18 protein-coding genes are annotated in these 21,389 nt (G+C 51.1%); 15 read left to right on the forward strand and 3 right to left on the reverse strand.

Annotated features, from left to right (window positions below; genetic code table 11):
• Positions 1–236 precede the first annotated feature (236 nt).
• The 9 genes from prfB (at position 237) to argH (ending at position 11,169) form a co-directional block, all read left to right on the forward strand.
• A protein-coding gene (prfB, locus tag AC3Y23_RS12655; RefSeq protein ID WP_379199301.1) for a peptide chain release factor 2 occupies positions 237–1,350 on the forward strand; the annotation gives its coding sequence in 2 pieces (ribosomal slippage) (positions 237–308 and positions 310–1,350; 1,113 coding nt in all).
• A gap of 88 nt (positions 1,351–1,438) precedes the next feature.
• Positions 1,439–2,323 (forward strand): YitT family protein, encoded by an 885-nt coding sequence (locus AC3Y23_RS12660; protein WP_379199303.1) that lies wholly within the window; start codon positions 1,439–1,441, stop codon positions 2,321–2,323.
• 191 nt (positions 2,324–2,514) lie between these two features.
• A complete protein-coding gene (gene argC / locus AC3Y23_RS12665) occupies positions 2,515–3,564 on the forward strand; it encodes an N-acetyl-gamma-glutamyl-phosphate reductase (protein WP_379199366.1) in 1,050 nt (349 codons plus the stop codon).
• Positions 3,565–3,585: 21 nt separating this feature from the next.
• A complete protein-coding gene (gene argJ, locus AC3Y23_RS12670) occupies positions 3,586–4,818 on the forward strand; it encodes a bifunctional ornithine acetyltransferase/N-acetylglutamate synthase (RefSeq protein WP_379199306.1) in 1,233 nt (410 codons plus the stop codon).
• Between the two features lie 52 nt (positions 4,819–4,870).
• The gene (gene argB / locus AC3Y23_RS12675) at positions 4,871–5,698 is read left to right on the forward strand and encodes an acetylglutamate kinase (RefSeq protein WP_379199308.1); all 828 of its coding nucleotides are present in this window, start codon (positions 4,871–4,873) and stop codon (positions 5,696–5,698) included.
• A gap of 87 nt (positions 5,699–5,785) precedes the next feature.
• Positions 5,786–7,045: an acetylornithine transaminase gene (argD, locus tag AC3Y23_RS12680; protein ID WP_379199310.1), complete on the forward strand. Its 1,260-nt coding sequence runs from the start codon at positions 5,786–5,788 to the stop codon at positions 7,043–7,045.
• Positions 7,046–7,048: 3 nt separating this feature from the next.
• Positions 7,049–8,017, forward strand: a complete 969-nt coding sequence (gene argF / locus AC3Y23_RS12685) for an ornithine carbamoyltransferase (RefSeq protein WP_379199312.1) — start codon at positions 7,049–7,051, stop codon at positions 8,015–8,017.
• Between the two features lie 288 nt (positions 8,018–8,305).
• Complete coding sequence (locus AC3Y23_RS12690) at positions 8,306–9,541, forward strand: argininosuccinate synthase (protein ID WP_379199315.1); 1,236 nt, start codon at positions 8,306–8,308, stop codon at positions 9,539–9,541.
• 212 nt (positions 9,542–9,753) lie between these two features.
• On the forward strand, positions 9,754–11,169 hold the full coding sequence (argH, locus tag AC3Y23_RS12695; RefSeq protein ID WP_379199317.1) for an argininosuccinate lyase: 1,416 nt from the start codon (positions 9,754–9,756) through the stop codon (positions 11,167–11,169).
• A gap of 118 nt (positions 11,170–11,287) precedes the next feature.
• On the opposite strand, the gene AC3Y23_RS12700 is transcribed toward argH, so the two are convergent.
• Positions 11,288–12,067: an alpha/beta hydrolase gene (locus AC3Y23_RS12700; RefSeq protein WP_379199319.1), complete on the reverse strand. Its 780-nt coding sequence runs from the start codon at positions 12,065–12,067 to the stop codon at positions 11,288–11,290.
• A 172-nt stretch (positions 12,068–12,239) separates the two neighbouring features.
• On the opposite strand from AC3Y23_RS12700, the gene AC3Y23_RS12705 reads away from it, so the two are divergent.
• The gene (locus tag AC3Y23_RS12705) at positions 12,240–12,839 is read left to right on the forward strand and encodes a DL-endopeptidase inhibitor IseA family protein (RefSeq protein WP_379199322.1); all 600 of its coding nucleotides are present in this window, start codon (positions 12,240–12,242) and stop codon (positions 12,837–12,839) included.
• Positions 12,840–12,892: 53 nt separating this feature from the next.
• Here the strand turns inward: AC3Y23_RS12705 and AC3Y23_RS12710 are convergent, their stop codons facing one another.
• Together AC3Y23_RS12710 and AC3Y23_RS12715 are read right to left on the reverse strand one after the other, a co-directional pair.
• A complete protein-coding gene (locus AC3Y23_RS12710; protein ID WP_379199324.1) occupies positions 12,893–13,300 on the reverse strand; it encodes a CBS domain-containing protein in 408 nt (135 codons plus the stop codon).
• 166 nt (positions 13,301–13,466) lie between these two features.
• Positions 13,467–14,897: a VanW family protein gene (locus tag AC3Y23_RS12715; protein ID WP_379199326.1), complete on the reverse strand. Its 1,431-nt coding sequence runs from the start codon at positions 14,895–14,897 to the stop codon at positions 13,467–13,469.
• A gap of 207 nt (positions 14,898–15,104) precedes the next feature.
• Between AC3Y23_RS12715 and ftsE the strand changes: the two genes are divergently transcribed.
• The 5 genes from ftsE to AC3Y23_RS12740 all read left to right on the forward strand — a co-directional run bounded on the left by ftsE (position 15,105) and on the right by AC3Y23_RS12740 (position 21,041).
• Positions 15,105–15,791 (forward strand): cell division ATP-binding protein FtsE, encoded by a 687-nt coding sequence (gene ftsE / locus AC3Y23_RS12720; protein ID WP_066378748.1) that lies wholly within the window; start codon positions 15,105–15,107, stop codon positions 15,789–15,791.
• A complete protein-coding gene (gene ftsX, locus AC3Y23_RS12725) occupies positions 15,781–16,695 on the forward strand; it encodes a permease-like cell division protein FtsX (RefSeq protein WP_379199329.1) in 915 nt (304 codons plus the stop codon). The genes ftsE and ftsX overlap by 11 nt, the downstream gene beginning before the upstream one ends.
• A gap of 66 nt (positions 16,696–16,761) precedes the next feature.
• Entirely contained in the window at positions 16,762–18,063 is a 1,302-nt protein-coding gene (locus AC3Y23_RS12730; protein WP_379199331.1) for a murein hydrolase activator EnvC family protein, read from the forward strand.
• A 118-nt stretch (positions 18,064–18,181) separates the two neighbouring features.
• Complete coding sequence (locus AC3Y23_RS12735) at positions 18,182–19,654, forward strand: S41 family peptidase (protein WP_379199333.1); 1,473 nt, start codon at positions 18,182–18,184, stop codon at positions 19,652–19,654.
• 79 nt (positions 19,655–19,733) lie between these two features.
• Positions 19,734–21,041, forward strand: a complete 1,308-nt coding sequence (locus tag AC3Y23_RS12740) for a PDZ domain-containing protein (protein ID WP_379199335.1) — start codon at positions 19,734–19,736, stop codon at positions 21,039–21,041.
• The last annotated feature ends 348 nt before the right edge of the window (positions 21,042–21,389 follow it).

A 21,389-nucleotide genomic window follows, 5' to 3' on the forward strand; every position in this document is an offset into this window, starting at 1 on the left:
GGCCGGCCGCTCTTTTGGGTGCTTTTTTGGTGAAATTTAATGTAGAGGTTATTGGAACTGAAGAAGCGTCAGCGTTCGCCTTTATCACCGGATTCTTACTGCGCAATACAGTGTAATAGATGGAATCTGGTGATAACAGCGATCGGAGTCCAATAATCTCGGAATGGCCGATATTCACCAAGCATGTACTTAAATAAGCCAGGCCGGCAACTCATTTTTGAAAGGTGAAGTGACATATGATAGATCCAAATGTGAAGCAGGACTTGCGGGAAATTGGCAAGAAATTAACCAACCTTAGGGGGTCTCTTTGACTTAGACCTCAAGCAAGAGATGATTGCCAACTTCGAAGAGAAGATGGCAGCTCCCGGGTTCTGGGATGATAGCGAGCAGGCTCAGGGCGTTATCGCTGAGATGAATGCTGTTAAGTCTTCGGTAGATCAGTATGAGAAGCTGCAGCAGGATTATGATGATGCTGCAATGATGGCTGAGCTCGCCGATGAAGAGGGCGATGAGGAGCTTGCGGCGGAGGTTGCCGGCAATATCCGCGCTCTGGTCGTTAAGGTTGATGAGTTCGAGCTGCAGTTGCTGCTGAACCAGCCGTACGACAAGATGAATGCGATTCTGGAGCTGCACCCGGGTGCAGGCGGTACAGAGTCCCAGGATTGGGGACAAATGCTGCTGCGGATGTATACGCGCTGGGCAGAGAAACGCGGCTTCAAGGTCGAGGTACTTGATTACTTGCCGGGTGATGAGGCAGGCATCAAGAGTGTGACCTTGCTAATCAAAGGCTTTAACGCTTATGGGTATTTGAAGGCAGAGAAGGGCGTACACCGCTTGGTGCGTATCTCGCCTTTTGACTCCTCCGGCAGACGGCATACTTCATTCGTATCCTGTGATGTGGTACCGGAAATCTCTGATGATGTGGAAGTTGAGATCCGTACAGAGGATCTCAAAATCGATACCTACCGGGCAAGTGGTGCCGGGGGTCAGCACATCAATACGACAGACTCGGCGGTGCGGATCACGCACATACCAACCGGTGTGGTTGTGACCTGTCAGAATGAACGTTCCCAGATCAAGAACCGGGAACGGGCGATGACAATGCTTCGTTCCAAGTTATATGAGCGCAAGCTGCAAGAGCAGCAACAACAGCTGGATGAAATCCGAGGGGAACAGTCGGATATTGCCTGGGGCAGCCAGATTCGCTCCTATGTGTTCCATCCCTATAGTATGGTAAAGGATCACCGCACTTCCGTGGAAACAGGAAACGTGGGTGCTGTAATGGATGGCGATCTGGACGCATTTGTTGATGGATATTTGCGCAGCCAGATCAAGACTGAAGCAGAATAAGTATAAATGAATTCCTACGCATCTTCGGAAGCGTAGGAATTTTTGGCGTCAAGAGAAAAGATAAAGTTACTTTGAAGGAGAGCCTTTCATGCAAAAGATCAACTCGCGCAATAAGCCGCCGTTCATTCCGTTGAATGGACCCCTGCGCCATGCAGTGGATGTAGGACTGATTTTGTTGGGGTCGCTGATTACGGCGCTTGCGTTTAATTTGTTTTTCCTGCCAAACCGGATCGCTTCTGGAGGGGTGTCCGGTCTATCCGTACTGGCTGAAGCCTGGTTTGGGGCAGAGCCTGCTTTTACCCAGTGGGCACTGAATATTCCACTGTTCGTGCTGGGGGTAGTATTGCTGGGCAAGCAATATGGAATGCGCTCCTTGCTGGGCAGCTTTGTGCTGCCGTTGTTTATTTTTTTGACCAAAGATGGTCCCGTTCCGACTACTAATCCACTCCTTGCTTCCATATATGGAGGGATTGGGGTAGGTCTTGGTCTTGGATTGGTGTTCCGAGGTCGTGGCTCAACAGGCGGGCTGTCTATTCTGGCCCAGATTATTCAGAAATTCTCTGGTCTGAGTTTTTCAATGTCAGTCGTAATACTGGATGGCACGGTAATTACACTGGCCGCCTTTGTACTCGGCATGGAGCAGGCGATGTATGCGTTGATCGGTTTATTCGTCACGGGTAGAGTCATTAATGCGCTGGAGGTCGGCTTTAGCTATACCAAGGTTGCCTATATTATCTCGGAGCAGACAGAGGAAATCTCCCAGGCGATACTAAATGATCTGGACCGTGGTCTGACGAAATTGAACGCTCAAGGTGGATATACAGGTGACAATCGCACAGTGCTGATGGTTGTGGTTGGCCAGAACGAAATCACAAGACTTAAAGCGATCGTTCGCTCGGTCGATCCGGGGGCGTTTGTAATCATTACGGAAGCCCATGAAGTCCTGGGCGAAGGATTTAAAAGAGAAGCGTGAACTCCCCTGCGCGGGGAGTCGCGCTTCTTTTTTTATACCTAATAACTGTACAAAGTTAACTTAATATGTTGTATTTATATTAATTGAGTCGTATAATAATACATATTTCAGAGCGGCTATACATTAAGTTTAATATCAGGCACGACCAGATAGATTAGAGTAGTAACATCAAGCAGAGAGTGGGGATGACGGTGGAGAGCAAGCTGAGGGCGGCAATTGTGGGTTCAACGGGATACGGAGGCGTGGAGCTGATCAGGCTGCTGCAAAGCCATCCTAAGGTGGAGATTACATCAGTGATTTCCTCATCTAGCGCCGGGGTGCCTATCGAAGAAGGTTTCCCGCATTTGACTGGGGTAGTGGAGCGAAGGCTGGACGGTGTGGATGCAGGAGAGATCGCTAAGAAGGCGGATGTTGTATTCACAGCTACTCCGTCTGGGGTAAGTGCGAAGTTGGTCCCACAGCTGCTTGAGGCAGGACTCAAGGTTGTGGATCTGTCTGGTGATTTCCGTTTGAAGGACGGTGCAGCTTATGAGCAGTGGTATAAGCATCCGGCACCGGCCGAGGCTTATCTGGAGCAGGCGGTCTACGGACTCTGCGAGGTGTATGGAGAGCGGGCTGCAGGCGTTGATTTTATCTCCAATCCCGGCTGTTATCCTACGGCTACGCTGCTGGGGTTGGTTCCGGCAATTGAAGCGGGCTGGATCAAGCATGACAGCATCATTATAGATGCCAAATCAGGGGTGTCCGGAGCAGGTCGTGGAACGAGCCTGATGGTGCATTTTTCAGAGATGAATGAGAATTTCAAAGCTTATAAAATCAACAAACATCAACATATTCCAGAGATTGAGCAGACGCTTACGGACGTAGCAGGGAAAGACGTTACGGTAACATTCACCACACACCTCGTACCAATGACACGGGGCATTATGAGCACGATGTATGCGGGAATGAACGGGCAATATACGGAGCAGGATTTTGTGGACTTATATCGTAAGTATTATGCAGGCAGACCTTATGTGCGTGTGCGGGACGCGGGAGTGATTCCGGCGACGAAGGAAGTTAGCGGCTCTAATTATTGTGATATTGGCTTTGCGGCAGACCCCCGTACCGGGCGCATTACGATCGTATCCGTTATTGATAACATCGTGAAGGGTGCAGCAGGGCAGGCAATACAGAACCTCAATTTGATGATGGGATGGGAGGAAACCCTTGGCCTCGGCTATACACCTGTGTATCCGTAGAGTTCAGTGGTAAAAGAGACGATGAGCGAGAAGCAAACATATACCGTCGTGGAAGACGGCAGCATCACAACACCCAAGGGCTTCAAAGCCGGAGGCTTGCACTGTGGCTTGAAAAAAACAGACCGCAACGACCTCGGCGCCATCCTGTGTGAGGTGCCCGCTACGGCAGCAGGGGTATATACAACGAATGTATTTCAGGCCGCACCACTGAAGGTGACGCGGGAAAGCTTGGTGAATGGAACGCTGCAGGCGCTTGTGGTGAACAGCGGTAATGCCAATGCCTGTACAGGAGAACAGGGTGAAGCGGATGCGTATGAGATGCGTGCTGCTGCTGCCCGTCAGCTGAATGTGGCGGAAGAGAATGTGGCCGTTGCTTCGACTGGCGTGATCGGGGAACTGCTCAAGATGGATGCTGTGCGGAGCGGGATTGCTGGATTGCCAGAGAAGCTGAATGGAGAGGCTGCCGGAGCAGAAGAGTTCTGCCAAGCGATTTTAACTACTGATTTGGTGAAAAAAGAGTGCTGCGTAAAAGTATCGGTAGGCGGTGTAGAGGTCGTGATTGCCGGTGCCGCGAAGGGCTCCGGGATGATTCATCCCAATATGGCGACGATGCTCGGCTTTGTGACTACAGACGTCGCCATTGACGGTGAGGATTTGTTGAATCTGCTGCGCGCTGCGACGAATGTTACTTTTAATATGATTACGGTAGATGGCGATACTAGTACGAATGATATGCTTGTGGCGATGGCTAGCGGACTTGCAGGGAATAGTAAGCTGAACCGGTCGCACCCGGATTGGGATAACTTTGCCGCTGCGTTTACGCATGTGTGCCAGAGTCTGGCGAAGTCGATTGCTCGTGACGGTGAAGGTGCAACGAAGCTGATCGAGGTTCAGGTTAGCGGGGCAGTGAATGACGATGCTGCTGCTGCCATTGCGAAGACGGTGGTCGGTTCCAGTTTGGTGAAATCGGCGATTTTCGGCGCGGATGCGAACTGGGGACGGATTATTGCTGCTGTGGGGCGTGCCGGAGTTCCGGTCTCACCGGAACGGGTGGATATTTCGCTCGGTGAGATCGAGGTGCTGCTGCAATCCAAGCCGGTTGCTTTTGATGAAGAGCAGGCTTTGGTCTACTTGCAGAAGAGTGACACGGTAGTGATTACAGTAAAGCTGCATGATGGAGAGGGAACGGCCACTGCGTGGGGCTGTGATCTTACTTATGATTATGTGCGCATTAATGCTGCATACCGCACCTAACCCTGCGGGCATGGCTGCTGAATGCTAAAGTGCTCCAGGGAGGGACACGGGTATGGTAATGAATGCAACCGATAGAGTTATACAGGACAATAAAGCTGATCGACTGTTCGTGATGAAATGTGGTGGCAGTACGCTAGCGGCACTTCCGGATTCGTTCTTTGAGGAGCTGCGAGACCTGCAAGCGGACGGGGTTCAGGCTGTGATCGTTCATGGAGGCGGTCCGGCTATTTCCGAGAACCTGACGAAGCTAGGCATCGAGAGTAGCTTTGTAAATGGTCTGCGAGTGACCACAGAGGAAGTGCTGGACGTGGTGGAGATGACGTTGGCGGGCAGCATTAATAAGGCCATCGTACGTCGAATTCAAGGCAGCGGGGGGCTTGCGCTTGGATTGTCCGGCGTGGATGGCAACTTGATTACCGTTCGTCCGGTAGCGAATAGCGCCGAGGTAGGGCTGGTCGGAGAAGTAACCGGGGTGAAGGCAGAGATTGTGACGGGTATCCTCGCCTTGGGTTATATTCCTGTGATTGCCCCGATCGGGGTGGATGCTGGCAGCCAGCGTTACAATATTAATGCAGATACGGCAGCGGGAGCTGTGGCTTCCCATATTGATTCACCGCAAATGATCGTAGTGACTGATGTTCCTGGTATTATGCGGACAATAGACGGGGAGAAAGTAGTTCTCCCATCGGTAACGGTACAGGAAATTGAAGCGTTAATTGCCAGCGGCGAAATCTATGGCGGAATGATTCCCAAAGTTCGTGCTGCGATCGACTGTATCCAGGGCAGTGTGTCTGAAGTGGTTATTGTGGATGGTAAGGAGCCCCATGTGTTGGGGCGTGTTTTACAGGGGGAAGCGCTAGGAACGCGCATCGTCCGATAAAGCAGTAGATGTACTCTTGGACAGATTCAAGTTCACCATAAATAGGCAGCCCCTTAGCGGCGCAGATGACAGGAGAGTGACAATGGAATGAGCAAGCTTACAGAAGTAGAAGATGGTAAAGCAGTAGAAGACGCTACAGGACAAGCGACATCGACAGATAAGTTGAGCGCGGTGTTCCCATCCTATGCGAGATTTGATATCAGCCTCGTTAAAGGTAAGGGCAGCTGGGTGTGGGACGACAAAGGGAACAAGTATTTGGACTTCACCTCCGGACTGGCTGTAACCAGTTTAGGTCATGCTCCAGAGAAAGTTGGCGCCAAGCTGAAAGAGCAGATCGATACACTGTGGCATGTCTCCAACCTGTTTCATATTCCGGGACAGGACAAAGTAGCCAAACTGCTTACCGAGAATAGCTGCGCAGACCAGGTCTTCTTCTGCAACAGTGGCGCAGAGGCTAATGAAGCGGCGATCAAACTGGCGCGTCGTTATCAGCAAAAGATCAAGGGTGTGGACCGCTATGAGGTTATTACCTTCGAGCAATCCTTCCATGGCCGCACTTTGGCAACACTGACCGCGACCGGGCAGCAAAAGGTCAAAGAAGGCTTCCTGCCACTGCCGGCAGGCTTCAAAACCGTGCCGCTGCATGATTTGTCTGCGCTGAAGGCCGCAATCGGCGAGCATACAGCAGCAATCATGATTGAAATGATACTGGCGGAAGGCGGCGTGCTTGAGGTGCAACCGGACTTCCTTGAAGCAGTGGCGGCACTGTGCAAAGAGCACGGGCTACTGTTGATTGTCGACGAGGTGCAGACTGGAATGGGCCGTACCGGCAAACTATTCGGTCATCAGCACTACAATATTGAGCCGGACATCTTCACGCTGGCTAAAGGCGTGGCGAGCGGCTTCCCGGCAGGGTTGATGCTGGGCAAAGGCTACTTGCGCGAAGCGTTCTCGCCGGGCAGTCATGCGACTACTTTCGGGGGGACACCACTAGCGGCAGCTGTGATGTCAGCGACTATTGAGACGATGCTTGAAGATGATGTGCCGCAACGTGCGGCGGAATCGGGCAGCTATTTGGTCGGACAACTGAAAGAAAAGCTGGCAGACATTCCTTTTATCACTGAAATTCGCGGTAAGGGTCTACTGATCGGTATTGAATGCAAGGGTCCTGTAGGCGATATTGTGCTGGCTGGACAGAAAAAAGGACTGCTGTTCGTAACAGCTGGACCTAATGTCATCCGGTTGCTTCCGAACTTGTATGTCAGTAAAGAGGAAATCGATCAGGCGGTGGACATCCTTTCGGAACTCATTCATACTTATGCTACAGAAGCAAACGGGGAGGCCTAGTTCATGAATCAGGTTATACCAAGTGAAGCACAGGATATTGCCAAGAAGCTGCAAGGGCGCGACCTTCTGGAGCTGAATGACTACAGCCCTGAGGAGATTACGTACCTAATTGAGCTGGCGATTGAACTGAAGCGGAAGCAGAAGAACGGCGAGGTCTATCAGCCGCTGAAGGGCAAGACGATCGGTCTTATTTTTGAAAAATCATCTACGCGTACTCGCGTATCGTTCGAGGTTGGCATGTATCAGCTTGGAGGACATGCGCTGTTCCTGAGCAAAAATGACATTCAGCTCGGACGTGGTGAGACTGTTAGCGATACAGCGCAGGTGATGTCCCGTTATCTGGACGGCATCATGATCCGGACCTTTGGTCATGACAAGGTCGAGGAGTTGGCAAAGTACGCTTCTGTGCCGGTCATCAACGGCCTGAGTGATCTAGCGCATCCCTGCCAGGTTCTGGCGGACTACCAGACTGTATATGAGCACAAGGGTCGCCTGAAAGGCTTGAAACTGGCTTATATCGGAGACGGCAACAACATGGCCCATTCCCTGCTCATCGGCGGAGCCAAACTGGGCGTGCATGTATCTGTAGCGGGACCGCAAGGCTATGAGCCAGATGCAGCGGTAGTAGCAGAGGCTCGCGAGATCGCCAAGGAGACTGGCGCAGAGATCGTAGTGACGACCAGCCCGCAGGAAGCGGTGCAGGACGCCGATGTTATTTACACAGATGTATGGGCGAGCATGGGCTTTGAAGCCGAGCAATTGGCGCGTGAAGCGGCGTTCAAGGACTATCAGGTTAATGAGGAGCTAGTGAAGGGTGCGAAAAGCGACTATCTGTTCCTGCACTGCCTGCCAGCACACCGTGAGGAAGAAGTGAGCACAGGTGTGATCGACGGCCCGAACTCGGTGATTTTTGATCAGGCGGAGAATCGCCTGCATGCGCAGAAAGCGCTAATGGCTACACTGATGGGTTAAGGAAATAGATCTTATTTAAAATATAATTATCTATATAAGATGGAGTGGATAGAAGTATCTTGATCCTAGTGGAGAAGTAACGTAGTGGAAGTTTGGAACTGGAGAAGCGTCAGCGGTCGTCTTTATCATCAGATTTCATCCGCAGCATGCGGCTTAAACATAGAAATCTGATGATAACAACGATCGGAAGTCCAAACATTCCGCGCAGTTACGACCGGACACGAGGCTTCAACGGTATTCGCATTCACTACATCTTATATAGCCCACACGAAAGGAAGTTGCTTGTTCATGGCTAAGGAAAAAATTGTACTCGCCTATTCCGGCGGACTTGATACATCGGTCATTCTGAAATGGCTGAAGGAAACTTATGATGCGGAAATCATCGCGTTCACAGCCGATATCGGCCAGAAGGAAGAACTGGATGGCTTGGAGGAAAAAGCGCTTGCTACTGGCGCGTCGAAGGTGTACATCGACGATCTGCGCGATGAATTCGCGAGTGATTTTATCTATCCAATGTTCCAAGCCGGTGCCCTGTATGAAGGTCAGTACCTGCTGGGCACCAGTATCGCCCGTCCGCTGATCGCCAAGCGGATGGTAGACATCGCTATTGCTGAAGGAGCTACTGCGATTGCACACGGTGCTACAGGTAAAGGTAACGACCAAATTCGTTTCGAGCTGAATGCTGCGGCATTGGCACCTGGCATCAAGGTGATTGCACCTTGGCGTCTGGAAGAATTCCGTAACCAGTTCCCGGGTCGTGCGGAAATGATCGCTTATGCAGAAGCCAACGACATTCCGGTACAGGCGTCGGCAGCGAAGCCGTATTCCATGGACCGCAACCTGCTGCACATCAGTTATGAGAGCGGCGTGCTGGAAGATCCGTGGTTTGATCCAAGCGCACCGGAGAACAAAGGAATGTTCCTGCTGAGCAATGCGCCTGAGGATGCACCGGATGAAGCAGAATATCTGGAGCTTGAATTCCTGAAAGGCGACTGTGTAGCCCTCAATGGCGAGTCATTGTCTCCGCTTCAGGTCATGGAGAAGCTGAACGAACTGGGCGGCAAGCACGGCATCGGTCGTGTGGATATGGTCGAGAACCGCTTTGTCGGCATGAAGAGCCGCGGCGTATATGAGACACCGGGTGGAACTATTCTGTTCACAGCGCATCGCAAAATGGAGTCCATCACAATGGATCGCGAGGTCATGAACCTGCGCGACAGCCTGATCACCCGTTACAGCACCTTGGTGTATAACGGCTTCTGGTTCGCCCCTGAGCGTAAGGCATTGCAAGCGCTGGTTACTGAGAGCCAACAAAATGTCACAGGTACAGTGCGCGTCAAGCTCTACAAAGGCAACATTATCGGTGCCGGCGTGAAGAGCCCAGTAAGCTTGTACAACCCTGAGATTGCGACTATGGAAGCTGATCCGACACAGGCGTACGACCAAGGAGATGCAACAGGCTTTATCCGTCTGAACGCTCTGCGTCTTAAAGTATCTTCTGGCGTGTCGGAATCGAATAAATAAGTGGAGTGTATCGTGTACGTTGCCAGTAGGTAACCCTTGCGGACCCTTTTGGCAGGATGATGCATTGAGTGGATTAAATGTAAGTAACGATTAGTTTGTTAGGATTACGCATTATGTGCAAGTAGTAATCAGACAAGCGGACCGTACAGTGGGCCGTTCCTCCCGCAAGGACAGGAGCGGCTCTCTGACGTCCAAAGAGGAGGAGTCGACAGGTGAGCAAGCTGTGGGGTGGAAGATTTACCAAAGGAACGAACAAGCTGGTGGAAGAATATACAGCATCCATCGGATTCGATAAGGCGTTGGCGGAAGAAGATGTGCAGGGCAGTTTGGCCCATGTGACCATGCTGGGCAAATGCGGAATTCTGCCGCAGGAGGATGTAGAGACGATCAAGGCGGGCCTGAACAAAGTACTGGATAAGGTTCGTGCGGGAGAGGTTGTTTTCTCGGTATCGGATGAAGACATCCATATGAACATTGAGAAGCACTTGATTGAGGAGATCGGACCGGTCGGCGGCAAGCTGCACACCGGACGCAGCCGTAACGACCAAGTGGCGACAGATATGCATCTTTATTTGCGCAACCGGGTGGTGGAATTGGTGGGTCTGCTGCACAGTCTTCAGGAAGCGTTGATTGAGCAGGCCAAAGATAATGTAGAGACGATTATTCCTGGCTACACGCATCTGCAGCGGGCGCAACCGATTCTGTTCGCCCATCACCTGTTGGCTTATGTGTCGATGTTCCGCCGCGACGCGGAGCGCCTGACAGACAGCTACAAACGGATCAACGTGCTGCCGCTAGGAGCGGGTGCGCTGGCGGGAACGACGTTCCCGATCGACCGTCATTTTGTGGCGGAGCAGCTCGGCTTTGATAGTGTGTACGAGAATAGTCTGGACGCTGTCAGCGACCGCGACTTTATCGTAGAGTTTCTGGCGAATGCTTCGCTTGTAATGACACACCTGTCCCGGCTTAGTGAGGAGTTGGTACTGTGGAGCAGCACCGAATTCAGCTTTGTCGAATTGGATGATGCGTTTTGCACCGGAAGCAGTATCATGCCACAGAAGAAAAATCCCGATGTTCCGGAACTGGTACGGGGCAAAACAGGCCGCGTATATGGCAACCTGATTGGTCTGCTGACTGTGCTGAAGTCGCTTCCGCTGGCTTACAACAAGGACATGCAGGAAGACAAGGAAGGCATGTTCGATACGGTGACCACGTTGACAGGGGCGCTGCAGCTGTTCGCACCAATGATCGCTACAATGAAGGTGAACAAGGGCCGTATGCGCGAAGCGGTGAACACCGACTTCTCTAACGCGACTGATATCGCCGATTTCCTGGTGGGCAAGGGTTTGCCGTTCCGTCAGGCGCATGAAGTGATCGGCAAGACGGTGCTGTATTGTATCAACGAGGGCAAGTTCCTGCTGGATCTCACGCTTGATGAGTTCAAGCAATTCTCGCCGTTGTTCGATGAGAGCATCTATGCAGTATTGCAGCCGGAAGCCGTTGTGAACGCACGTAATGTATACGGCGGCACTGCTACCGTACAAGTGAAGGCTGCCATCGAGCGGGCAGAAGCTGCTTTGCATGAGGCGAATGAATGGGTTGTAAAACACGGGAACGCTATTTTGTAGGTTATTATTACCGATGACCTGACGAGGGGCGCGAGTATTCCTGAACATGACAAAGACTGTCTATCCCTAGTTACTGAAGTACGGGGGAGACAGTCTTTTTTTGCATAAAAAAATCTATTTACTTAAGTGGTAACCAGTTCAGCACATCGCGGATCTTGGCATCCCAATAACCCCATTCATGTTCTCCCGGGCCTTCATCATAAGTCAGCGATAGGGAAGTCTTGCGGCAAGCGTCCCGGAACGACAGATTGTTCTCGTAAAGGAAGTCCGCTGTTCCACAGCATTGATAAAAGGCAGGCTTCGGTCCTTGGGACTGATCCAATTCCTTCAAGAGCCACAGAAGATCGTCTGGTGTGCCTTCAATGCTGTTTTCGCCGAAAATCATCTGATACTCTTTGTTGGCAGCCGGGTCATCCGTATTCTTTAAATACTGTACCATATCCAGTGAACCTGACAGACTGGCCACCGCTGCAAAGCTTTCGGGCTTGCGCAGTCCCAGCTTGAATGCTCCATACCCACCCATCGATAATCCCGCTACAAAGTTGTCCTCACGTTTATGCGAGAGCGGAAAAAAAGAACGTGCCAGCGCAGGCAATTCCTCGCTGATGAAGGTCCAGTACTGGCCTCCCGCGGCCATATCCGTATAAAAGCTGCGATGCACCTGGGGCATCACCACAGCAATCCCCATTTCGGCAACATATCGTTCGATGGAGCTCCGGCGTAGCCAAATGGAGTCGTCATCGGACAAGCCGTGCAGCAAGTACAGCGTAGGATGCAGCTCACCCCGCGTTACATTGCTCATACCAATCTGTGAGGTTGTCTTTTGCGGCAAAATTACAGTCATGGAGGTGCTGAGACCTAACACTTCCGAATAAAATCTACATTCAATCAAAGCCATTGTATATTCTCCTCCCAGCACAAATCATAGCATAGTCCCAAGATGAGATGAAACGTCGAACGCTCCGATTAGCGTTTTCATGGGGGGATGGATTGGGTATTTTAGCTTACGGGGTGTAATAAGCATCTTTAAGCGCACTTTTTGACTTGCTTTGAAAGGGAGGAAATACAAGATGAATAAAAAATGGATGATTGGCACATTGACTCTTTCCCTGGGATTGCTGTCGGCGGGAGGAGGGGTGATGGCTGCTTCAACACCCACCGCAAACCATCTAGTAAAAACGGTGGGGGCCTCGATACCCGGCAAGGAAGGTCCGGCAACGATTAACAATCTGACCGAGAAGAGCATCATTCCACTGCTAATACATGCGAAGGCTATCTATTCCTATGCCAGCCAGGGTGGGGGCGATTACAAACGGGAGATTTTTCAGTATAAGGGCGAGGAATATCGTTATCTCTCTAGTGACATTGGTACAGAGCAGAAACTGCTGAATTATTTAAAAAAGGCGTTTACACACAACGCAGCAGTTTACTATTCCCGGTCACAGTTTATGGATCATGAAGGAAGGATGGCGCAAGTGAACAGGGATTTAGGGTCATCGCTGGATTTTGAAAAGGCTAGCGCCCGGATGGTCTCCAAAAATGCGTTAGCCGCAGTATTTGAACTGAAAGTTCCTTATAAGAATCAAGGGACAAGTACGGATGTAATTGTGAAGCTGAAGAAGGTAGAGGGATATTGGAGAATTGATGTGTCACCGAATGCTCTTTTTTAAGAGAGAGACTAGAGTGGAGAGCGGAGAATTTGATAGTACAAATAAAAAAAGCTCTACTGCAGGCAGCGGAGCAGATCGGACGGATAGGCAACGCCGGCATATTTTCCGTTACGGGTAACAATTACGCAATCATCTTTGAATTCGGTAGGACGGTTGGTAGCCGCCGCCATCACGGTTTCCAGAGGGGCTTCAATATCGAACATCAGCGGAGTCTTGTTCATGAGCTTCAGGACTGGCTCGCTGTAGAAGGAATCTGCGCCCACTCGGCCGGTAGCCCGTAGGAAGAAATGTTCGCTCATCAATAGTCCCAATGGCTCGTTGGCTGCATTACAGACGACAATGCTTTTGGCTTCGGGATGCTGGAACATCACACGCAGCGTTTCGCGGCAAGTGCGGGAAGCATAGACAGCAGGTTCAGTACGAATCAATCCTGCAAGATCGTTGAGAATAGCTGTAGTCATTCTAAGTCATCCTTTCAAAGTCGGGTGTATTCCTACTGTACTCCTTAATCGTAAACTGCGATGGTTCTCTGCGTAATTTACCCGTAAAAACAGACCGACTGCCTGTACACGAATATGAAAATAAAACGGTCGAACCCTCGCGGGTCCGGCCGTTTTTTGATAGCTGTTATTGGCTGCTGCGCACGCCATCCTCCATGAAAGGCCGCTCTGTCGCTTCTGGTGTCGGGTAATGGCCCGCACCGGGCTGATTGGCTGCGATCAGCCGTTTCTGTGCGGGGTAGACGTCACGGGACAATCTGGTAGTCTCGGCGGCCTTGCCGTCGACATAGCGGGTGATGTAAGTCTCGACTACATATCCCGTTTTACCCTGCTGGATTACGCGGGAGCTACCAGGCGACAGGGAGGTATCGCGGACGAAAATATCCTTCGGTGGCAGAATTTCCACCGTTTTTGATTGGATGTCATAGCGGACATTCTTGGGGAATGTACCGAACAGCTTGACAGTCAACGCACGCCCTTGAACCTCGGCTTGGATAATGATGTACTTGCCAGTATTATTCCGGAAGCGGAAGTTGATATACCCTTCAGCGAACGTAGCATCCTGTCCTTTTGGCAGATAATTGACGGGTACGGAATGATTGCGCCGCTCCACAATCTCAAGTCCAGTGCGCAGCGCAGCATTGTATAGTGTACTGGATACTTGACAAATCCCGCCGCCCGTACCGGGTTGCAGCTTACCGCCGACGATGACCGGTGCCTCGCGGAAGCCATACTCCTGGCGGGCTTTTTCAATGGCCTTGCCATAATCAAATACAGCACCCGGCGGGAGGATAGTTCCGTTAACAGCTCTGGCAGCGGCATCTACGTTATGCGTGCGACCCGGTCCACTTGAGCCGAGTGAAGTACTGAATTGTGTGATCTTACGTTCTACCCCCTGATCCTTCAAATCTTTCAAGGTTATCTCTGGCTCCAGCACATTTAAGGGGATTTCCAGAACCAGTGGGGTACTCTGCAGCTCCTCCAGCTGTTGGAGGTCTGTTGGAACCGCGGCCTGCAATGTAGTCTCCAGGGCAGGCCAGTTCACTTCAAGTGAATTGGTTCCCGGTGTATAGACCACCTGATCGCCAGGGGTAATAACCCGGGTTGCATCCACCGGAACGCCGAAGGAGGACCTCTCCCATGCTGGGCTGAGGATATTTTTAAGCTGCTTGATGTCCAAACGATAGGTCAGGCTCCAATTATGGGGAAAGCTGCGGCGGGCGTTGAAGCGGTCCCACAGATTTCCTTCCTTAAGCTCCTGAAGGGCTTGCAGAAAAGCCGGGGCATTGTAGGTCAGCCCTGCCTGCTTCAGGGAGGGGGCAAGATCCGCAGCACCGTCTGCCTTCAGAACAAGGGGTAGGGCTTCGAGTGCGTGAAGTCGCTGCTCAAGACCGGAGCGGACATCATCAATATCCATACCGCCAATCTCCCAGCCAGCCAGGTTGATTCCTTCAGGTAATGTGCGCTGACTTGTATACAGATGAAGTCCGCCAATGATTAGCGAACCTGCCAGTATAAGGCTGATTAATGCAATGAGGGCTGCGTGAATTTTTTTCATAGGAATCTCCTCTTGAGGGGTTGAATTGGTTAAGAAAACCGTAATATTTCAAGTATATGTGCGGCCAATGTAAAACTTTCGGGTACTCAAGGGGTAACGGATTTGTTACAATAGAGACGCCTGCTGTAAAGTGCAGTTTATGGAAGTCTGGGCTAGACCCTGTCGAAGACTTCACGGCGGAATATGTCATAATCGGGAAGTGATAGAGTGATCGAAATGCAGGATGTGTGGAAGACGTACCCCAATGGCACTCATGCGCTGCAGGGCGTGTCCGTCAAGATTGACCGTAACGAATTCGTATATGTTGTCGGTCCGTCTGGTGCTGGGAAGTCAACTTTCATGAAATTAATTTATAGAGAAGAGATGCCGACCAAAGGGCAGATTTCCGTGGGCGGTTTCAATATAGGCAAGCTCAAGCCGCGCAAAATCCCTTATGTGCGCCGTAACATTGGCGTAATCTTTCAGGATTTCCGGCTGCTTCCGAAGCTGACGGCTTTCGAGAACGTTGCTTTTGCAATGGAAGTTATTGAAGCTCCGAAGAAAATTATCAAGAAGCGAGTCAATGAAGTACTAGATTTGGTCGGTCTAAAGAATAAAGCCAATCGGGAACCTTCACAGCTCTCAGGTGGTGAGCAGCAGCGGATTGCTATCGCTCGGGCGATTGTTAATAATCCGTCAGTTATTATTGCGGATGAGCCTACCGGTAACCTTGACCCAGAGACTTCCTGGGACATTATGCAACTGCTAGACGAGATCAATTTCCGTGGTACTACAATCGTCATGGCTACGCATAACCGTGACATTGTTAATAAAATGCGCAAGCGGGTTCTAGCCATCGAGAACGGCAACATCGTGAGAGACCAAGTGAGAGGGGAATATGGTTATGAGTTTTAAGACCTTCTTGCGACACGTGCGGGAAGGCTTTAAAAACGTATTCCGCAACGGCTGGATGTCTATAGCCTCCATCACCTCAATTGTCGTCTCGTTGTTCGTTCTAGGTGTCTTTATTTTGCTTGTACTTAATGTGAACGCTATCGCGGATAAGGCGGACAGCCAGGTCCAGATCAATGTTCATCTGGCGCTGAATACCGACCAGAAATTGCGTGAGACGGTTGAGAACGAGATTGGTAGCATGCCGGAGGTTAGCAAGATTACTTTTGTCTCCAAGGAACAGGGACTCAAGGAATTCCGTGAAGATATGGGTGCGGACGCCGCCGAGCTTCTTGAAGGCTTCGATGAGGACAACAATCCGCTGCCGGACAAGTTGGTAGTAGAGGTCATTGAACCGACTACCGTCCCTTTTGTAGCTGAGAAGATCCAAGCGTTGAACGAGACTCATGAAGAGCAACCAATCTATAAGGTGAATTACGGAAAGGGCTCGATCGAGACGCTGTTTAAAGTAACGCGTGCCGTGCGCAATATTGGTTTTATTTTTGTAGCAGGATTGGGCCTGATGTCCATGTTCTTGATCTCCAATACGATTCGCGTAACTATTTTGGCTCGTCGCAAAGAAATCGGCATTATGAAGCTGGTTGGAGCGACAAATTATTTTATTCGCTGGCCGTTCTTTATAGAAGGGGCACTGATTGGATTAATTGGTTCACTGGTTACCTCGGGCCTGCTTTACGCGGGTTACAGCAGTCTGTTGTCTTCTGTGCAGGGTGACCCAATGCTGGGGCTGAGGCTGATCCCGTTCAGTGAGATCTGGCTACTCCTGTGCGGCTTGTTGGTCGGGCTGGGTATGCTGATTGGTATTTGGGGAAGTACCGTGTCCATTCGCAAGTTTTTGAAGGTATAACGAGATTGCTAAGGTTCTAGCCAAGCTTTTAATTTTTGATTTTGGATAAAGGATGGGGAGTGCGAGTTGAAGAAGATTGCTGCCGGGTTAGCCGTATTATTGCTGACTGTCACTATGTTCGGAACCTCTGAAGGATCTGCCAACAAAAAGAGTGTCGCCGAAATCGACAAGCAGCTCAAGAAGCTGCAGCAAGAAGTTAAGGACGCCAAAGTGCAGCAAGAGAAAGCTGCTTCGCGCAATCAGGAAGCACAGCACTATAAGAACAAGACGAATATGAATTTGAAATATGTGCTTGGGCAAGTAGATATCGTTAAAGGAAAGATGAACGAGATTTCTGGGAAAATTGCCGATACCGAGAAATCGCTGAATCAGACGGCTGCTCAATTGGATGAGGCGGAAGCGCGTATTGCTTCTCGAGAAAAGGTTCTGGAGTCCAGGGTACGTCTTATGTATACGGACGGAGCCGTTTCCTACCTGGATGTGCTGCTCTCCTCTAATAGCTTCACTGATTTTCTGGACCGGGCGGATTCCCTAAAGCTGATCGTTGATCAGGATCAGGATCTTCTGGTGCAACATAAGGTGGACAAGCAGCTTGTCATCGATAAGAAGCAAGAGCTGGAAGGAAAGTACGCACAGGCCAAGCAGCTGTATACCGATTTGGAGGAGCAGCGCAGTCTGTTGAAGGAGAAGGAAAAGGATAAGCACGAACTTATTGCTTACTATGACAAGGAAATTCAAGATTCGGATGATATCAGTGAGGAACAGAACGAAAAGCTTGTAGAGCTTGCTAGTCAGCGCTCTGCGTTAGAGAAGGAAAAGGATAAGCTTAAAGCGGAGGAAGCGGCGCGGAAGGCAGCCGCTGCCAAGGCAGAAGCTGCTCGCAGAGAGGCTGAGGCCAAGAAAAAAGCTGCGGCGGCTGCGAAGGCTGCAAAGGCTGCGGAGTCTTCAAACTATACAGCGTATGCAGGCGGAGACGGTCCGCTCTTGAGACCTGTAGGTGGAGCGCGAATCTCTTCTCCTTATGGCTATCGAACCCATCCGGTTACGGGAGAAGTAGGCAAGCTGCATACTGGGACGGACTTTGCTGTTCCGCAGGGAACCAGTATCCATGCTGCAGACTCCGGTACGGTAATAGTAGCGGAATCGTGGAGCGGTTATGGAAACTGTGTGATTATTGATCATGGCGGCGGCATGTGGACGTTGTATGGCCATATTCGTAATGGCGGAATCAAGGTTAAAGTCGGTGAGCATGTCAGTCGTGGTCAGGTCATAGCGGAGTCCGGTTCTACCGGACGTTCCACGGGTCCCCATCTTCACTTTGAAGTTCGGATCGACGGTAAGCCTGTTAATCCGATGCCGTACTTGTAATTTCCGGACTTATAAATATTAATTGGACATAGGGCATATACTGGAAGAGATACCGTTCTATGCTGAACGGGTAAAACGCAAGGTTCGAGAGAGGGACAAGAAGGGACGGTGGGAACTGATGTTGAAGAAAAGCACAGCGGCGTTTTTGATGGTCGCCGCCCTACTGTGCGGCAGCTTGCTGACCCTGAGTGTGACCGGTTATATGCAAATTTCCGGACAAGCTGCAGGGCAAGGTGCATTATCCTCTGCGCTGAGCGGAAACAGCGGTCTGGATCAGAAGGAAGCCAAGAAGCTGGGCACGGCCCTGGGATTGATTGAGAGTAATTATTATGAAACTGTAGATCGGAACAAATTGATCGACGGTGCTGTTAATGGGATGATGGAAGCGCTGGGCGATCCTTATTCCAATTATATGGGTAAAGAAACGGCGGCGAAATTCGAGGAGAGCATCGAAGGCTCGTTCTCCGGAATTGGAGCCGAAGTCTCCTCGGAGAATGGTAAAGTTGTCGTGGTGTCGCCGATCAAAGGGTCACCTGCTGAAAAGGCAGGTATTCAGGCCAAAGACGTAATTCTCTCCGTTAACGGCGAGTCATTAGAGGGTCTGGAACTTAATGCGGCGGTTGCCAAAATCCGCGGTCCTAAAGGCAGCAAGGCTACGCTTAAAATTCAGCGTGCCGGCTCTGCAGAGCCGCTGGAGTTTGCCATCACTCGTGATGATGTGAAGCTGGAGACCGTCTACGCCAAGCTGGAGAAGGGCAATGTCGGTGTCATCGAGGTGACCCAATTCTCCATGAACACAGCAGAGCGGTTCAAGGAAGAACTGGACAAACTGGAGAAGCAGGGGATGAAGGGACTGGTCATCGATGTTCGTAACGATCCCGGCGGTGTGCTACCTGTAGTGATCCAGATGGCGGAGCAGTTCGTTCCGTCAGGTAAAACCATTGTACAAGTTGAAGACAAGAACAAAAATCGTGAGCTTAGTAAATCCAAAGGATCCAGCAAAGCCTATCCGGTTGTGGTCCTAATGAACAAAGGGAGCGCAAGCGCATCGGAAATTCTGGCAGGGGCCTTGCAGCAGTCCGCAGGCGCCAAGCTGATCGGCGATAACTCGTTCGGTAAGGGCACAGTTCAGACCAGCTTCGACAAGCAGCTTGGAGATGGCAGTTTGCTGAAGATCACTATAGCCAAATGGCTGACACCTGACGGTACATGGATTCATGGCAAAGGTATCAAGCCAGATATTGCAGTGTCTCAGCCAGACTATTTCTCGGTGGCTCCAATCAACAAGAGCGTGACTCTGCAGTACAACATGAACAGCGCAGATGTAAAGAATGCGCAGATTATGCTGGATGGGCTAGGCTATAAACCGGGCCGCAAAGATGGATACTTCGACGCTGCTACCAAAGAAGCGGTGAAGAAATTCCAGAGCTCAGCCAAGCTATCAGTCACAGGTTCTATCGATACCAAGACTGCGGAGAGTCTGGAAGCGGCGCTAATCAAGGCTATCCAAAATCCGGCTAATGATAATCAACGGAATAAGGGAATTGAAGAGATTCAGAAGGAAATCAAGTCGGCATCGTCGAACAAGTAAGAAGGCTGAATTCAGCCTTCTTTTTTTCTTTGACTTAGGAGAAATGTAGTAGCCGGACGAAAAGGAGCGTGACGAACGGTTGAATGTGATGCTGGAACTGTTGGGAAGCTTGGGCAAGGCAGCTTTGAATTTGCTGATTCAGCCCTATTACTATATTGCTCTTATCTTTGTTGCTCTGTATTACCGAAGACAGGTAGCCTTGGAGCGGAAGCTCATTCATGTGAAGCTGCACAGTCAGGGTCAGGAAATCTGGCGTACGGTCTGGAGTGGCCTGGTTATGGGGCTTCTGGTATCCGTTGCTGCTGTTTTACTGGGTGTTTCAATCTCTGGCCCAGCAGTAGCCTGTATTTGGATTGTTACTTTGCTTTTATTGCTGATTCGTGTCCGTTATCTATGTTTTGCCTATGCTATAGGCATATTAGGCATTATACAATTCGTATTTTCTTTCTTTCCGAATGCTTTCCAGACAGGGACAATCGGGACTCTAGTTACCGGTCTGCGGGAAATGGACATTCCAGCCTTGCTGGTGCTGGCCGCCTTGCTGCATCTCGCTGAGGCCCTGCTGGCACGTTGGCAGGGGCCCGGATTGGCTTCGCCGCTATTCCTGAAAGGTAAGCGTGGCAAGGTCGTCGGTGGCTTCCAACTGCAAGCGTTCTGGCCACTGCCGTTGTTCCTGCTGGTTCCTGCTGCTGCCGGAACTGGTGATCTGCCATGGCAGCCGCTGCTGGGCGGCGGGCTGGGCATTGTGTCCCTGCCCGTCATCATCGGCTTCAGCGAGATGACGCACAGCCTGCTGCCGGGGCGAAAAGTCGCCCGTACGGCAGGGCGGCTGCTGATCTACAGCGGCGTCCTGCTGGGCCTCAGCCTGCTGGCCTTCTGGTGGAGCCCGCTGACACTGCTCGCGGCGCTCGCAGCGATCCTTCTGCACGAAGGGCTATACTGGTACAGCGCTCTGGAAGAGCGCAGCAGCAGTCCCATCTTCGTGCATCCCCCGCACGGCCGCAAGGTGCTGGCCGTGCTGCCGGGCAGCCCCGGGCAGGAGCTGGGCATCCTGCCCGGCGAGGTCCTGCTTAAGGTCAACGGGGTCCTGTTGACCGAAGCCGCGCAGCTACATGAGGCGCTGCGCAAGAACCCGGCGTTCTGCAAGCTGGAGGTGCAGAACCGGGCAGGCGAGAGCAAGTACCTGCAGACCGCTATCTATGATGGCGATCATCATCAGCTCGGCATTATCCTTGCGCCAGAGCCGGATGAGACGACCATCGCGCTGGCTAAGCCGACGAGTATCTTCGGCATCATCAGCCTGCGGACAAGCCTCAGCCGCAGCAACCGGTCTGCGGCCAATGATCTTAAACGGTCTAAAGCCGCTGCTGAATCCAAAGCGGATTAGGCAACTTAGCTGAGCAGGGCGTTCCAGTGCTGACGATTAGTTGAATCTTTGGAAGGCGCGGACTTGAGAACCAATGAGGCCTTCGTTCTACCTTTGCAAAAGTAGAACTTCTGAGTCGGCATTTAACAGGAAATTATCCTGTTAAATAACGTGAAATGGCATAAAGCGCCGGATTAACAGGAATAAGTCCCGTTAATCCGGCGCTTTTTATGGTTTTCGAGGCTAAGGGGTGAAAATAACGGGATCTTTTCTAGGCCTGTTGATTAGCCAAAAAAAGGTAGAAAAAAAGCCGCCCGTTCGTTACAGTGTTTGTACCCCTACAAACAGTGGAAACGAGGCGACTTCATG

It is taken from the genome of Paenibacillus sp. MAHUQ-45 (genome assembly GCF_058133325.1).

What these genes read in the sequence shown, in the direction of transcription:
- AC3Y23_RS12660 (WP_379199303.1), top strand. Translation starts at nt 1,439, where the DNA reads ATGCAAAAGATCAACTCGCGCAATAAGCCGCCGTTCATTCCGTTGAAT.
- argJ (WP_379199306.1), top strand. Translation starts at nt 3,586, where the DNA reads ATGAGCGAGAAGCAAACATATACCGTCGTGGAAGACGGCAGCATCACA.
- argB (WP_379199308.1), top strand. Translation starts at nt 4,871, where the DNA reads ATGGTAATGAATGCAACCGATAGAGTTATACAGGACAATAAAGCTGAT.
- argD (WP_379199310.1), top strand. Translation starts at nt 5,786, where the DNA reads ATGAGCAAGCTTACAGAAGTAGAAGATGGTAAAGCAGTAGAAGACGCT.
- argF (WP_379199312.1), top strand. Translation starts at nt 7,049, where the DNA reads ATGAATCAGGTTATACCAAGTGAAGCACAGGATATTGCCAAGAAGCTG.
- AC3Y23_RS12690 (WP_379199315.1), top strand. Translation starts at nt 8,306, where the DNA reads ATGGCTAAGGAAAAAATTGTACTCGCCTATTCCGGCGGACTTGATACA.
- AC3Y23_RS12700 (WP_379199319.1), bottom strand. Translation starts at nt 12,067, where the DNA reads ATGGCTTTGATTGAATGTAGATTTTATTCGGAAGTGTTAGGTCTCAGC.
- AC3Y23_RS12705 (WP_379199322.1), top strand. Translation starts at nt 12,240, where the DNA reads ATGAATAAAAAATGGATGATTGGCACATTGACTCTTTCCCTGGGATTG.
- AC3Y23_RS12710 (WP_379199324.1), bottom strand. Translation starts at nt 13,300, where the DNA reads ATGACTACAGCTATTCTCAACGATCTTGCAGGATTGATTCGTACTGAA.
- AC3Y23_RS12715 (WP_379199326.1), bottom strand. Translation starts at nt 14,897, where the DNA reads ATGAAAAAAATTCACGCAGCCCTCATTGCATTAATCAGCCTTATACTG.
- ftsX (WP_379199329.1), top strand. Translation starts at nt 15,781, where the DNA reads ATGAGTTTTAAGACCTTCTTGCGACACGTGCGGGAAGGCTTTAAAAAC.
- AC3Y23_RS12735 (WP_379199333.1), top strand. Translation starts at nt 18,182, where the DNA reads ATGTTGAAGAAAAGCACAGCGGCGTTTTTGATGGTCGCCGCCCTACTG.